Here is a 13,855-nt window from a genome sequence, read left to right on the forward strand (position 1 = left end):
CCGGCCTTGTGGATGGCCGATGCTTGGCGACCATAGGGACGGCTTAATTTCATTTCTAATACTTATTTGCGCCAGATTGAGACCCTATGAGCATCAATCCTGCGATGGATCCGCCACGACTTCACGGGTCACCGTCACGAAATTTTCGAGGATCCGCGATTTGAGATCAGGGTGCCAGGCCGCCACCGAAACGACGATCGGCGGCTTCTCCGCCAAGGGCCGCATGACGACGTCGCGGCGCTCCTTCACCCAGGCGGCGTCGATATAGATCGAAACCCCCATGCCGGCGGCCACCAGATTGACGATGCTGTCGCTGTGCGAGGCCTCCTGCGCGACGCGCGGCAGGAACCCCGCCGCCATGCAATAGGCATTGACCACATCGAGGAAGGACTGCCAGCCGGCCGACGCGCCGGTGACGAAGGGCTCATTGGCGAGGCTCGCTATGGCGATCGACTTCTGGTTGGCGAGGCGGTGGCCCTTGGGCAGGAGGCAGACCAGCCTCTCCTTGCGCAGCACCTGATGCGACAGGCCGCCGACCAGATGCGCCCCGGTGAGGAAGCCGATATCGAGGCGGCGCTTGCGGATGGCGTCCGCCATTTCCGGCGACGACATCGAGCGCAGATTGACGCTGATATCGGGATACCGCGAGCGGAAGCGCATGATGATCGGCGGCAGCGCGTCATTGATGGCGAAATCGTTGAAGCCGACATTGAGCGTGCCGAGCTCGCCGCTTTCGAAACGCTGCGCATTGCGGATGGCCGCGGTCAGGTGCTCCAGCATCTCGCGCGCCTCGGCGAGGAAGGAAGCGCCGGTAGGCGTCAGCTTCACGCTGCGGGTTGAGCGCTCGAACAGCGTCACCCCCATCAGGCTTTCCATGTCGCGGATGGTGCGGCTCAGGGCCGGCTGCGCCAGATTGAGCCGCTCCGCCGCGCGCCGGAAGTTCAGATCCTCGGCGACGGCGACAAAGGCACGCAAATGGCGGATTTCGATCGACATGGCGGCGAGCTTATATAGATGCCCGAGCGGCATCAATCGGCCTTGCATGAATCTTTGCCCGCTATGAATGTGCTTTGCGCCGCACTACAACGGGACATGGCCAAATTCGACTGGGACGATCTGCGCTACATACTCGCCGTCGCCGCGGCGGGATCGCTCGCGGGCGCGGCGCGCAGCCTTGGCGTCAACCACACGACGGTGCTGCGCCGCATCGGCGCCTTCGAGACGAAACACGGCCTGCGCCTCTTCGAGCGCCTGCCGTCGGGCTATGAGCTCACCGCCGGCGGCGAGGAGCTGATCGCCACGGCGCGCCGCATCGACGCCACCGTCACCGATCTCGAGCGCAAGCTCGCCGGGCAGGACCTGCGGCTGTCCGGTACGGTGCGCGTCACCACCACCGACACGCTGATGGGATCGATCCTGCCGGAGATCCTGAAAGGTTTCCGCGACGCGCATCCGGGCATCGAGATCGAGATCGCCATCTCCAACGCCTTTCTCAATCTGACCAGGCGCGACGCCGATGTGGCGATCAGGCCGGCCAAGAATCCGCCCGAGACGCTGGTCGGCCGGCGTATCGCCAAGGTCGCCTTCGCGATCTATGGCCAGCGCCGCTACCTCGCCCGGCGCAAGACGAAAGACTTCGCGGCGCATCGCTGGATCCTTCCCGATGACAGTCTCGCCAACACCGCCGCCGCGCAATGGCTCGCCGCCGAACTGCCTGAGGTCGAGGTGGCGTTGCGCACCGATTCCTTCCTGGCCGCCGCGCAAGGAGCACGCGCCGGCATCGGCCTCGCGGTGCTGCCCTGTTATCTGGGCGATTCCCTGTCCGACCTTGTCCGCATCGAGGGACCGGTAGCCGCCATGGAGACGGCGCTGTGGATATTGACCCATGAGGATCTGAAGCCGGTGGCGCGCATCCGCGCCTTCACCGATTTCGCGGCCGAAGCCTTCAAGAAGCGCCGCGCTCTGCTCGAGGGCGGCAAGTCTCGCTAGCTACCTGTGCATTTTCGCAGACTGAACTGGCATAATCCCAGATAGAATTGCGCTGAAGCACAGGCCATTTCCGGTTCATCCGTTTATTCCGGAGAACCGCAATGACACCCCTCGATCTCTATACCTATCAGACGCCGAACGGCCACAAAGCCGCGATCATGCTCGAGGAGACGAGCCTCCCTTACCGGGTCCATGTCGTCGACCTCGATGCCGGCCAGCAGCATCGCGAGAGCTTCCGGGCGCTCAGCCCCAATGGCAAGATTCCGGTGATCGTCGATCCCGATCGCGGCCGTACTGTCTTCGAATCGGGCGCCATCCTCTTCTATCTGGCCGAGCGCGCCGGCAAGCTCCAGCCTGAGACGCCCGAGGAAACGAGCCTCACTTTGCAATGGAGCCTGTTCCAGGCCGCGCATCTGGGGCCGATGATCGGCCAGCTCTGGCACTTCAAGGTCTTCGCCGACCAGAAGCTTCCCTATGCGATCGAGCGTTATGAGCGCGAGACCACACGCCTACTTCAGGTTCTCGACGGCGAACTGGCCAAGCGGGATTATCTCGCCGGCGATCGCTACGGCATTGCCGACATCATGGCCTGGCCGTGGATCAACGCGCTGCCGATCCTCGGCCGCAATCTGATGGCGACGCCCTATCTCGAAGGCTGGCACACCCTCATCGCCAAACGCCCTGCGGTCCAGCGCGGCATCGCCATTCCTCAGCTCGACGCCGAAGCCGCCTGATCCCTCAACCGGAATCCTTGTCATGGAAAGTCTGTTCATTCCCCTGTCGCTGATCGCTGGCGGCCTCCTCACCGTCCAGGCCGGCGCCAACGGCCAGCTCGCCAAGGCGGTGGCGAGCCCCTTCGCCGCGACGACCATCCAGGTCTTCATCGCCGGCCTGTTGCTGCTGCTCATCGCAGCGTTCACCGGAACCGTGACGGCTTTCGGCCGATTGCCCGCGGCGCCGTGGTGGCATCTGGCGGGCGGCATGGCGACGGCGCTTTATGTGGCCTCGACCATCCTGCTGTTTCCGCGCCTTGGCGCGGTGGTGAGCGTCGGGCTGTTCATTGCTGGCCAGATGGTAGCTTCACTTGGCCTCGACACGTTGGGCCAGCTCGGCATCGCGCCGAAGCCCGTCACATCGGCCGCGCTCCTCGGCACGCTCGCGGTGCTCCTGGGCGCGGTGGCGATCGTCTTCGGCCAGAAGGCCGCGGCGCGCGATCTGTCTTTGAGCAAGCTCGGCTGGATTCTGCTGGCACTCATCGCCGGCGCGGTGCTGCCGATCCAGGGCGCCCTCAACGGCCTGCTGCGCGCCGATCTGGGCACGCCGTTCCCGGTCGGCGCCTTCAGCTTCGCCATCGCGACATTATCGATGCTGGTCGTGCTGCCGACGGCGCTGCTCGCGGGTACGCCGAAACCCCAGCTTGGCGGCCTCTCCGCCATGCCCTGGTGGGGCTGGATCGGCGCCATCTGCGGCGCGACCTATGTGACCACCATGTTCACCGCGATCCCGGTGATCGGTGCCGCCACCACCGTCGGCCTCACCGTCGCCGGCCAGCAGGTCACCTCGCTTTTCGTCGACCGCCAGGGCTGGTTCCGCCTGCCGAAGCGGGAGATCTCCGGCTTGCGTTTCGCCGGCGTGGCCCTGCTCCTCGCCGGCGTCGCCATCATCAAATTCCTCTGAGGGAGACCATCATGGCATGGCTGCTTCTCATCGGCGCCGGTCTGCTCGAGATCATCTGGGCGATCGCGCTCAAATATACCGGCGGCTTCACACGCTTCTGGCCGAGTGTCATCGGCATCACCGCGGCGGTGGTGAGCTTCGTCATGCTCACGCTGGCGCTGAAGAACCTCCCCGTCGGCACCGCCTATGCCGTCTGGGTGGGCATCGGCGCGCTCGGCGTGGCGCTGGCCGGCATCGTCGTTTTCGGCGACAGCGCTTCGCCGCTGAGATTAAGCCTGCTCGGCCTGATCCTGATCGGCATCATCGGGCTCAAGGTGATCGAGACTTGAAATCTAACTCGTTGATTTGCGCATCGGATTGTCCGAAAACCGGTGCGCACCCACTATGTCAGATCAGAACTCGACACCGCCCCTCCCCAACCGCTGGCAACGCTTCGACCAATGGGACAAGCGTCCCTTGCGCCTGGACCGCTTTGCCCGCGAGGACGCCAAGAACGGCTTTGCCGCGACCAACAGCCCGGCCGATCCGAAGCCTTCCCTAAAGATATCTCAAGGAAAGGTCGTCGAGCTGGATGGCGTCGCCGAGGCCGATTTCGACCTCATCGACGAATTCATCGCCCGCCATCATATCGATTTGTCGGTGGCCGCAGAGGCCATGGCGCTCGATGCCCGCGACTTCGCCCGCAGGCTCGTCGACATCAATGTGCCGCGGAGCGAGCTCACCCGTTTGGCCAAGGGCATGACGCCGGCCAAGCTGGCGGAGGTGATGGGCCATCTCTCGACCGTCGAATTGATGTTCGCGCAGACGAAATTGCGCGCTCGCCGCACACCCGCCAACCAGGCCCATGTCACCAATGCCAAGGACGATCCTCTCCAGCTCGCCGCCGATTCGGCGACCGCCGTCGCGCTCGGTTTCGATGAGATCGAGACCACCATGCGCGTCGCGAGCAATGGCTGGGCCAATGCGCTGGGCTGCGTGGTCGGCGCCGCGGTAGGCCGGGGCGGCGTGCTGTTCCAATGTTCGATCGAGGAGGCCGAGGAGCTTGCCATCGGCATGGCCGGCTTCACCTCCTATGCCGAGACGGTGTCCGTCTATGGCACCGAAGGGTCATTCATCGACGGCGACGACACGCCCTGGTCGAAGGCTTTTCTTACGACCGCTTATGCCGCGCGCGGCATCAAGGCGCGCTGCACGTCAGGCGGCGGCTCGGAATTGCTGATGGGTTATCACGACGCCCATTCCATCCTTTATCTCGAGGCCCGCTGCCTCTGCCTGCAGCGCGGCATGGGCGTGCAGGGCACGCAGAATGGCGGTATTGACGGCGCGCCGCTCACCTATTCCGTTCCGGGCGGCGGCCGCGAGATCTTCGCCGAGAATGTCATGGCGGCCCTTCTCGACCTCGAATGCGCCAGCGGCAACGACACGCGCGCTTCATCATCGGAGATCCGCGTCGGCGCCAAGATCATGCCAGCGCTGGTGTCCGGCACCGACTTCATCTGTTCGGGCTTCGGCTCCATCCTCTCTTACGACAATTCCTTCGCCGCCTCGCTCTTCAATGGCGAGGAGATCGAGGACTTCCTGGCGCTGCAGCGCGATTTCGTTGTCGAAGGGGGCCTGACGCCTTTGACCGAGGACCGCGCCCTCGATGTGCGCCGCCGCGCCGTCGACGCGGTCGCCGCCGTGATGGAGGAGCTCGGCCTCGCCGAGCCGCGCGAAGACCAGAAAACCAGCGTCGTCTTCGCCTCGGGCTCGCTCGAGACCGACACGTTTTCGGCCGGCGAAGTCGTGGCGATCAGCCGGAAGATCAAGGATGGTCGCATTACCGCGACCGACGTGATCAAGGCCCTGCACAAACGCGGCTTCGTCGAAGAGGCACGCAATCTCTTGTCGATGCTCCGCCTGCGCGTCGCCGGCGATCATCTGCAGACCGCCGCCATCATCCGCGACGGCAAGATCCTGAGCGCCATCAACGATCCCAATGATTATTCGGGCCCTGGAACCGGCTATCGCATCTCGGAGGAACGCTGGCGCGAGATCTCCGCGATGCGCGACAGCATCGGCCGCAGCGACGTCTTCGGCGCCGGCGCCAGGCCGCATGACGGCAATGCCGCCTATGCTTTGATCCCGGCGGGCTCGGCGGCGCTTGGCCGTGACAAAAAGGAAGTGGTCATCGGCCTCAGCCCGGCCTGGGGCATCGACATTCACGAGACCACCGCCGGACACAAGCTGTCCGATGTGCTCGACGCGCTCATCGCCGGCATCGAAAGCGCAGGGAGCAGCTTCAGGGTGGTGCGCGTGCGCCATACCGCCGATACGTCTTTCCTCGGCCTCACCGCCGCGCGCCTGTCGGGCTCAGGCTACGGCATCGGCATCCAGGCCAAGGGCACTGCCGTCATCCATCAGAAGGACCGTTACCCGCATATGAATGTGGAATTGTTCTCGATGGCCCCGATCACCAGCCTCGATCACTATCACAGGCTCGGCGCCAATGCAGCACGCTTCGCCGCCGGCGAAAATCCTGAGCCCGTGCTCGTCGCCTATAATGGCGAGGCACTGCTCGCCAAACATCACGTCAAGACGGCGCTGCTCTTCGCCGCCGAGACCGGCGCCACCAATCCCGCCGCTCTGCCCGAAGAGCTTCGCCTGGAGCGCCGCAGATGAGCGATATCTCCTATCCGGTGACGGACTCCGCCGCCGACAAGCTCAGCACGGCGACCGGCAAGAAGCTGAGTGATCTCACGCTCGAGAATGTGCTGGCCGGAACGGTCACCGCCGCCGACTTCTCGATCACACGGGAAGCGCTGCTGCTGCAGGCCGAAGTGGCGCGTCTCGCATCACGCCGATCGCTCGCCGAGAATTTCGAACGCGCCTCGGAGCTGGTCGGCGTGCCCAACGAGACGATCTTCGAGATCTACGAGCTGCTGCGCCCGGGCCGGGCCGCCAGTGCCGAGGCGCTCAAGGAGCGCGCCCAGCATATGCGCAACGTCTATGGCGCGAACCGCATCGCCGCCTTCCTCGAGGAAGCTGCCGCCGCCTATGAACGCCGCTCTCTGTTCCGCCGGCGCTATTGAGGACCATCATGGATTTCTCCGGCAAGACCATTCTTCTGACTGGCGCCACTTCGGGTATAGGCGCCGCCATCGCCAAGGCCTTCGCCGCACGCGGCGCCGACCTCGTTTTGACCGGACGACGCCAGCTGTCCGAGATGCCAAGCGGCAGTGGGCGCACCGTCTTTATCGCCGCCGACATCACGACCCCTGAGACGCCCGATCACCTCGTCGCCGAAACGATCGACCGCTTCGGCAAGCTCGACATTCTCGTGAACAATGCCGGCATCCTGTTCCGCGGCGACGCGCTCGCCTGCACGGATGAGGAATGGGAGCGGACGCTCACCACCAATGTGACCGCGGCCTTCCGCCTGTCGCGCGCGGCGCTGCGCGTAATGAAGCCTCGCCGCAGCGGCGTGATCGTCAATATTGCCTCTGATTGGGGCCTCGTCGGCGCCCGCAATGCGGTGGCCTATGGCGTGAGCAAGGGCGCTCTGGTGCAGCTCACCCGCTCGATGGCGCTCGATCACGCCCGGGACGGCATCCGCGTGAACGCTGTCTGTCCGGGCGACACCGACACCGGCATGCTCGACAGCGCGATAGATGGCGCCGACCGCCGGCAAAAGCTTGCCGAGCTCGGCGCCGCCATTCCGCTCGGCCGGGTCGGACGGCCCGAAGAGGTCGCTCATGCGGTTTGTTATCTGAGCTCCGACGAAGCCTCTTTCATCACCGGCGCGACACTCGCGGTCGATGGCGGCAACAGCGCCGGATAGAGCATCAGTCCGAAAAGTGCGAAGCGGTTTTCGGATAAACCGATGCGCAAACAATGAACTCCTACGACAAAATCTGGTAATGCGCCTCGACCGTCTTGCCGCTGTTCACCGGCAGGATGTCCTGCGGGCAGGCCGACATCGCGACGATGCAGTCGATCTGCGCGCGCAGCACGACATAGTCGCCGGGACTCGAAACCGGCTCGCCCCAGACGATCTTGCCGTCTGAAGCCACCGGAATGTTCATCCACAGATTGAGCGGCGCCGGCACGTCGGGCGGCACCAGGCCGATCTGGCGCATCGCGGCATGGAGATTGTCGGTGCAGTTGTCGTGATATTCGGTGCAGCCGAGAAGCCCATAGCGGTAGTCGTCGCAGGACGCGATCAGCGTGTCATGGACGCCGGGCGAGGTGTCTTCTTCGAAGAACAGGATCGAACGGCGCCGGTTGGTGTGGAGATGCTCCCCCTTCTTGGGAAAGATCGAGCCGGTGAGTGGGCGCGAATGCTCATGCGACATGAATTCGCGCGGGTCCTCGGCATTGAAGGCCCAGGTGTCGACCACCTGATGGCCATGCGTATTGATGATCTTGATCGCCTGGCCCTTGCTCAGGCGGCAGGCCCGGCCCTTGCGGGCCGGCAATGTCAGAATCTCAGCTGCGGTCATTTCTTCTTTCCCCGCTCCTCGAAGATGTAGCCGATGAAATTCAGGAGCACCTGTGCGGCGAGAAAGCCGGTGATGCCGGAAGGATCGTAGGCGGGCGCCACCTCGACGAGGTCGACGCCGACGACATTGCCACGTTTGACCAGGCCCTGCAGGATTTCCATCACTTCGTAATAGAGGAAGCCGCCATGGCTGGGCGTGCCGGTGCCGGGCGCGATCGAGGGATCGAAGCCGTCGATGTCGATCGTCACATAATAGCGCGCGCCTTGCGGGATCTTGTCGAGCACACCTTGCGTGCCGAGACGGCGCGCCTGGCGCACCGACAGGATGGACGAGCCCCGGGCGCGCGCATCCTCATAGCCCTCCTTGGCGGTCGAGGAGACATTGCGGATGCCGATCTGGGTGAGGCCCGTGACATAAGACTGCTCGGCGGCGCGGCGCATCGGGTTGCCATGGCCTTCGCGCACCCCGTGGCGCACATCGACGAAATCGAGATGGGCGTCGATCTGAACGATATGGATAGGTCCATGCTCGCTGAAGGCGCGCACGCAGGGAATGTTGATGGCGTGATCGCCGCCCAGCACGACCGGCATGGCGCCGCGCTCGAGGATCTTGCGCACCGCGAGCTCGGCATTGGCGTGGCTGCGCGCCGTGTCGGTATGGACCATGTCGGCATCGCCGACATCGACGATGCGCACCTTGTCGAGCGGCAGATAGGTGACGTCGTCCTCATGGTCATAGGCGCCGCCATGGCCGAAGGAGAACAAGGTCGAGGCCTCGCGGATGGCACGGGGGCCGAAACGGGCGCCGGAGCGGTATTGCGTGCCCATGTCATAGGGAATGCCGAGCACCGCCACATCGGCATCGATCGTATTCCAGTCGGTGCAGATCGGCCTTTTGCCGAACGTGCAATGTCCCACAAAAGGCAGGTCCAGCCTGCCAGCCTCATATCCATGCGCCATGATCAGATCCCATCTTCTGTTTTGTCCGCCATTTCGACACGGAACGTTGCGATGAAAAAGCTGAATTTAGTGACGATCATATCGATTTTGTCGATTTAACAACGCCCCGCGCCTTGGCCGGCCGGCGGCCGTCCTGCGCATGGACCCCCTGCGCCAGAAGCTCCTGGATGAACAGCCGCTGCAAAGGCGAGCTCGACGTGTCGCTCTTGGTCACGATCACGAAAGGCCGCACGATGCGGGTGGCGGGCGACATCAAAGCCCGCATCTGATCGAGCGCCACCCAGTGATGGGCGTAATGCTCGGGCAGATAGCCGATGAATTCGCCGCTCAGGATGAAAGCGGCCTGCGCCTCCATGTTGTTGGCATAGGCGCGCACTTTCGCCTTCCTGAAATGCCGCAATTCGCGGTTGTTGGCATAGGGCCTGACGACGAAGGCGTTCTGCTCGATCTCGCCTGGCGCCGGCTCCCGGCCGAACAGCGGATGGAGATGGCCGCAATAAAGCGAATGCAGCTCCTCGTGGAAGACCGTCTGGGCGAAGCCGTCCGGGATGTCGAGACGCGGGATCACCGCCATGTCGAGCCCCCCGGCGGCGATCTGGCTCATCAGCACGTCGGGCGCCGTCACCGTCAACTTGATCTCGACATCGGGGGAGGCCTTCACGCACTGGCGGATCACCGCCGGGAAGGAAAAGCGCGGATCGGTGATGGTGTTGTCCACCATGCCGACCCGGAGCGTGCCGACGAGCCGGTGATGCAGCTCGCCCAAAATGCCTTCGAAAGCCGAGATGGAGGCGACGAGCGCCTTGGACCCTTCATAGACGGAACGTCCGCGCTCGGTGAGGACGAAACCCTTGCGGCCGCGCCGGCACAGATCGAAGCCGAGCCGCTCCTCGAGTGCCCGCAGATGGAAGCTCACCGTCGACTGGCTCATGCCGAGGGCGAGCTGCGTGCCGACGAAGCTGCCATGCTCGGCCAGCGCCCGGAACACGGTCAGGGAGCGCAGATCGCTGGGTGAAAAGCGCATGGGCATCGGATCCTTGAAAGAGCGGCCTCCGACATTCTGGCAGGTTTGGCGCTCATATCAAAGAAATCGATATGAGGCGCAGCAACTTCGTGTTTTTTGCAATGACCGCCTCTGCTTGGATGCGATCCGCTGCAAAGCCAATTCATAAATCAGGGTGGAACCACATGCTTAATCCGCTGCACATGCCCCTTGCCCGCACTCTCCTCATCGCCGCCGGCCTCGCCGTCTCCTGCATCGCTCCGGCCGCGGCCGAGGATCTCCTGGACGGCATCAAGGCGAAAGGCACTTTCACCGTCGCCACCGAGGCGCGCTTCCCGCCATTTGAATTCGTCGAAAACGGCCAGATCGTCGGCTATTCGGCCGATATGATGGCGGAAGTGATGAAGGCGCTGCCGGGCGTCAAGCTCGAGCGTCTCGACCTGCCCTGGCAGGGTGTGCTGCCCGGCCTCGCCGCCAAGCGCTTCGACTATGTCGTGACCTCGGTCACCGTCACCAAGGAACGCTTTGACGCCTATCATCTGAGCCTGCCGGTCGCCGATGCGACCATGGCGATCCTGAAGCGCAAGGACGATACATCGATCACCAAGCCCGAGGATATCGCCGGCAAGACCGTGGGCTCGCAAACGGGCTCGGCCCAGCTCCAGGCACTCGAGGCTTTCGCCGCCGAGCTCAACGGCAAGGGCACGCCGATCAGCGGCACCAAGACCTATGTCGATTTCAGTGAGGCCTATGCCGATCTGGGCGCCGGACGTCTCGATGCCGTCGTCAACAGCCTGCCCAACCTGCTCGAAGCGGCGCGTCAGCGTCCCGATGTCTTCGAAGTGGTGCTGCCCACCTTCGGTCCCAAGACCTATTTTTCCTGGGCCGGCCGCAAGGATGAGGACAGCGCCGCGCTCAACGCGCTGATCGACGCCGAGCTGCGCAAGCTGGGCGAAAGCGGCAAGCTTGCCGAGCTGCAGAAGAAATGGTTCGGCGCAACGATGGAGCTGCCGACCGACAAGCTGCCCGAACCGGCGAAATAAGATAATCCCCTCGCCCCACGGCACGCCGCCGGTGGGGTGAGGGAACTCAGCTCCCGATGATCGATCTCATCGTCAAATATGCACCCTCCCTGTTCCAGGGCATCCTGACGACCGTCTTCGTCTCGGGCGCGGCCATCCTGCTGGGGGCCGTTCCGGCGCTCGGTCTCGCTTTCGGGCTCATCTCGAAGAACCGGATCCTGCGCACCTTCTGCGCGCTTTATCGCAGCTTCTGGCGCGGCACGCCTATTCTCGTTCAGTTGCTCATCGTCTTCTATCTCCTGCCGCTCATCGGCATCAATGTGCCGCCGGTGCTCGCCGCGATACTCGCTCTCGCGCTCAACACCACCGCTTTCCAGGCCGAAATCTACCGTGCCGGCCTCAATGCCATTCCGGCGGGCCAGATCGAGGCGGCGCGCATGCTGGGCATCGGCACCGCGGCGATCCGCCGACGCATCCTGGTGCCGCAGACCATTCGCCTGGTACTGCCGGCGCTCGTCAGTGAAATCGTCATCATCATCAAGAACTCCTCGCTCGTCTCGGTCATCGCCGTCACCGAGGTGACGCGCGTCAGCCAGCAGATGGCGTCCAATTCCTTCCGGCCGCTCGAAAGTTATGTCGCGGCCGGCATCATCTATCTCATCATCTGCTTCCTGGTCGCTCTCTTGGGCCTTGTTTTCGAGCGGCTCTTAAGCCGCCGGGGAGGTGTCTCGTCATGAGCTTCATCGAGACCTACACGCCCCTTCTTCTATCCGGCCTATGGGCCACGATACGCATCTGCTTCCTGGCGACGCTCCTCGCTCTTCCTCTGGGCCTCGGCGTGACTCTCCTGCTGCGCCGGCCTGGACGCGCGCTGCCGGCCCTGGCCCGCCTCTATGTCGAAGTGATGCGCGGCACGCCGATCCTCGTCGTGCTCTTTCTTCTCTACTATGGCGGCCCGAGCATCGGCCTCGTGCTCGAGGCGGAGCCGGTGGGCATATTGGGTCTCGGTCTTTATGGCGCCGGCTACTTCGCCGAGATCTTCCGCGCCGGCCTGCAATCGATACCGCAAGGCCAGCGCGAGGCAGCGCGCATGCTGGGCATTCCGAGCTGGCGCATTCTCCTGCGCATCGAGCTGCCGCAGATGCTGCGCCTGGTGACGCCACCGGTCATCAATCAGATCATCGTGCTCATCAAGGAATCCGCCGCGCTTTCGATCATCACCGTCGCGGAACTCACCAAGATCGGTGCCCAGATCGCCAATGAGACCTTCGCCGTCATCGAACCCTATCTCGCGGTGGCGCTGCTTTATTGGCTCCTGATCGAACTCATCGCATTGGCCGGCCATTGGCTGGAGCGCAAGGCGAAGCATGGTTGAAGGAAGAAGACATGAAGCCTGAAGCCACCGACAAGCCGCTGATCGAGATACGCAACCTGCGCAAGCGCTTCGGAACGATCGAGGTGCTGAAGGGCATCGATCTCGCCATCCACCGCAGCGAGGTTCTCTGCGTCATTGGGCCGTCGGGTTCAGGCAAGAGCACGCTCCTGCGCAGCATCGCTTTTCTCGAAGCCTATGACGAAGGCAGCGTCACCTTCGAGGACCGCCTCATCGGCTATCGCGAGGAGAACGGCAGGCGCAGGCGCGCCGGCGAACGCGAGATCAATGCCGACCGCTCGGGCTTCGGCATGGTGTTCCAGCATTTTCATCTCTGGCCGCATATGTCGGTGATGGAGAACGTGACCGAGGCTTTGCGCGTCGTGAAGGCTCTCGGCCGCGCCGAGGCTGAGCAGATCGGCCGGGAAATGCTGGACAAGGTCGGCATTGCCGCCCATGCCGCGAAATATCCCGAGCAATTGTCGGGCGGTCAGAAGCAGCGCGTCGCCATCGCCCGGGCGCTCGCCATGAAGCCGCGCGTGATGCTGTTCGACGAGCCGACCTCGGCGCTCGATCCTGAGCTCGTTGGCGAAGTGCTGGCCGTGATGAAGCAGCTGGCGCAGGAAGGCATGACCATGATGGTCGTGACCCATGAAATGGGCTTCGCCGCCCATGTCGCCGACACCGTGGTCTTCATGGATCAGGGCCGCATCGTCGAAAAAGGCGACCCCGGCGCCACCTTTGCCGATCCAAAGAGCAACCGGCTCAAGCAATTCTTGAATACCTGGCGCGAGCGTTCGATCTGAGCAAGCAGACAGATAAGGGAAGAGGCCTCAACGGCCTCTCCCATTCGAAGTGTTATCCCTTGCGGGCATCGAGGCTGAGCGCGCCGCCGCCGAAAGCGACGACCTGCAGGAGGCCGCCGGCCATGGCGATGTTCTTGAAGAAATGGATGAACTGGTTCTGGTCGCCGAGATTGCCATGGAAGGCGAAGGCGGTGACGACGCTGAACAGCGCCAGGGCGCCCGCGACCCAGCGGGTCTTGAAGCCGGCGATCAACGCGATGCCGCCCACGACTTCGACCGCGACGGCGATGGCGAAGGCGACGGGCGCCAAAGGCAGGCCGGCCGCTTCGATATAGCCGATCGTGCCGGACATGGCGGTGAGCTTGGACAGGCCGGACAGGATGAAGATCGCGCTGATGAGGACGCGACCCAGGACCGCGGCGACATTGGCCGATGTAAGGGTGGTCGAATTGCCATTGAGCGTGGTGGCGACAGACATGATGATTTCCTCAGACACTTGAGGCGGCGCAACACCATGAAGCGCCTGCCGTTGGCCCTTATCTGGCG

16 protein-coding genes are annotated in these 13,855 nt (G+C 63.9%); 11 read left to right on the forward strand and 5 right to left on the reverse strand.

Annotated elements, in window-relative coordinates; all coding sequences use genetic code 11:
- Nucleotides 1-93 precede the first annotated feature (93 nt).
- The gene (locus JHL16_RS19045) at nt 94-1,044 is read right to left on the reverse strand and encodes a LysR family transcriptional regulator (RefSeq protein WP_200186433.1); all 951 of its coding nucleotides are present in this window, start codon (nt 1,042-1,044) and stop codon (nt 94-96) included.
- 48 nt (nt 1,045-1,092) lie between these two features.
- On the opposite strand from JHL16_RS19045, the gene JHL16_RS19050 reads away from it, so the two are divergent.
- The 7 genes from JHL16_RS19050 (at nt 1,093) to JHL16_RS19080 (ending at nt 7,486) form a co-directional block, all read left to right on the forward strand.
- On the forward strand, nt 1,093-1,989 hold the full coding sequence (locus tag JHL16_RS19050) for a LysR family transcriptional regulator (RefSeq protein WP_200186434.1): 897 nt from the start codon (nt 1,093-1,095) through the stop codon (nt 1,987-1,989).
- A gap of 101 nt (nt 1,990-2,090) precedes the next feature.
- On the forward strand, nt 2,091-2,723 hold the full coding sequence (locus JHL16_RS19055; RefSeq protein ID WP_200186435.1) for a glutathione S-transferase family protein: 633 nt from the start codon (nt 2,091-2,093) through the stop codon (nt 2,721-2,723).
- A 22-nt stretch (nt 2,724-2,745) separates the two neighbouring features.
- Entirely contained in the window at nt 2,746-3,666 is a 921-nt protein-coding gene (locus tag JHL16_RS19060; RefSeq protein WP_200186436.1) for a DMT family transporter, read from the forward strand.
- 11 nt (nt 3,667-3,677) lie between these two features.
- Complete coding sequence (gene sugE, locus JHL16_RS19065; protein ID WP_200186437.1) at nt 3,678-3,995, forward strand: quaternary ammonium compound efflux SMR transporter SugE; 318 nt, start codon at nt 3,678-3,680, stop codon at nt 3,993-3,995.
- Nucleotides 3,996-4,050: 55 nt separating this feature from the next.
- A complete protein-coding gene (locus JHL16_RS19070; protein WP_200186438.1) occupies nt 4,051-6,327 on the forward strand; it encodes a propanediol/glycerol family dehydratase large subunit in 2,277 nt (758 codons plus the stop codon).
- Entirely contained in the window at nt 6,324-6,737 is a 414-nt protein-coding gene (locus tag JHL16_RS19075; protein WP_200186439.1) for a diol dehydratase small subunit, read from the forward strand. Before JHL16_RS19070 ends, JHL16_RS19075 begins: the two co-directional genes overlap by 4 nt.
- A gap of 8 nt (nt 6,738-6,745) precedes the next feature.
- A complete protein-coding gene (locus tag JHL16_RS19080; RefSeq protein ID WP_200186440.1) occupies nt 6,746-7,486 on the forward strand; it encodes an SDR family NAD(P)-dependent oxidoreductase in 741 nt (246 codons plus the stop codon).
- Nucleotides 7,487-7,547: 61 nt separating this feature from the next.
- On the opposite strand, the gene JHL16_RS19085 is transcribed toward JHL16_RS19080, so the two are convergent.
- The 3 genes from JHL16_RS19085 to JHL16_RS19095 all read right to left on the reverse strand — a co-directional run bounded on the left by JHL16_RS19085 (nt 7,548) and on the right by JHL16_RS19095 (nt 10,130).
- A complete protein-coding gene (locus tag JHL16_RS19085) occupies nt 7,548-8,147 on the reverse strand; it encodes a DUF1989 domain-containing protein (RefSeq protein WP_200186441.1) in 600 nt (199 codons plus the stop codon).
- On the reverse strand, nt 8,144-9,106 hold the full coding sequence (gene speB / locus JHL16_RS19090; RefSeq protein ID WP_200186442.1) for an agmatinase: 963 nt from the start codon (nt 9,104-9,106) through the stop codon (nt 8,144-8,146). The genes JHL16_RS19085 and speB overlap by 4 nt, the downstream gene beginning before the upstream one ends.
- A gap of 76 nt (nt 9,107-9,182) precedes the next feature.
- Nucleotides 9,183-10,130, reverse strand: coding sequence for a LysR family transcriptional regulator (locus JHL16_RS19095; protein ID WP_200186443.1), 948 nt, complete (start codon nt 10,128-10,130; stop codon nt 9,183-9,185).
- 164 nt (nt 10,131-10,294) lie between these two features.
- On the opposite strand from JHL16_RS19095, the gene JHL16_RS19100 reads away from it, so the two are divergent.
- From JHL16_RS19100 to JHL16_RS19115, 4 genes are read left to right on the forward strand one after another with little or no spacing between them, the layout of a single operon-like run.
- The gene (locus JHL16_RS19100; RefSeq protein WP_246770978.1) at nt 10,295-11,152 is read left to right on the forward strand and encodes a transporter substrate-binding domain-containing protein; all 858 of its coding nucleotides are present in this window, start codon (nt 10,295-10,297) and stop codon (nt 11,150-11,152) included.
- A 56-nt stretch (nt 11,153-11,208) separates the two neighbouring features.
- Nucleotides 11,209-11,868, forward strand: a complete 660-nt coding sequence (locus JHL16_RS19105) for an amino acid ABC transporter permease (RefSeq protein ID WP_200186444.1) — start codon at nt 11,209-11,211, stop codon at nt 11,866-11,868.
- Nucleotides 11,865-12,506: an amino acid ABC transporter permease gene (locus JHL16_RS19110; RefSeq protein ID WP_137858443.1), complete on the forward strand. Its 642-nt coding sequence runs from the start codon at nt 11,865-11,867 to the stop codon at nt 12,504-12,506. The genes JHL16_RS19105 and JHL16_RS19110 overlap by 4 nt, the downstream gene beginning before the upstream one ends.
- Before the next feature lie 11 nt (nt 12,507-12,517).
- A complete protein-coding gene (locus JHL16_RS19115) occupies nt 12,518-13,309 on the forward strand; it encodes an amino acid ABC transporter ATP-binding protein (RefSeq protein ID WP_281436025.1) in 792 nt (263 codons plus the stop codon).
- Nucleotides 13,310-13,361: 52 nt separating this feature from the next.
- Here the strand turns inward: JHL16_RS19115 and JHL16_RS19120 are convergent, their stop codons facing one another.
- Complete coding sequence (locus JHL16_RS19120) at nt 13,362-13,787, reverse strand: DoxX family protein (protein WP_200186445.1); 426 nt, start codon at nt 13,785-13,787, stop codon at nt 13,362-13,364.
- Nucleotides 13,788-13,855: the final 68 nt, after the last annotated feature.

This window comes from Taklimakanibacter albus (assembly GCF_016595235.1).
In the GTDB taxonomy this organism is placed as follows: Bacteria; Pseudomonadota; Alphaproteobacteria; order Rhizobiales; family Aestuariivirgaceae; genus Taklimakanibacter; species Taklimakanibacter albus.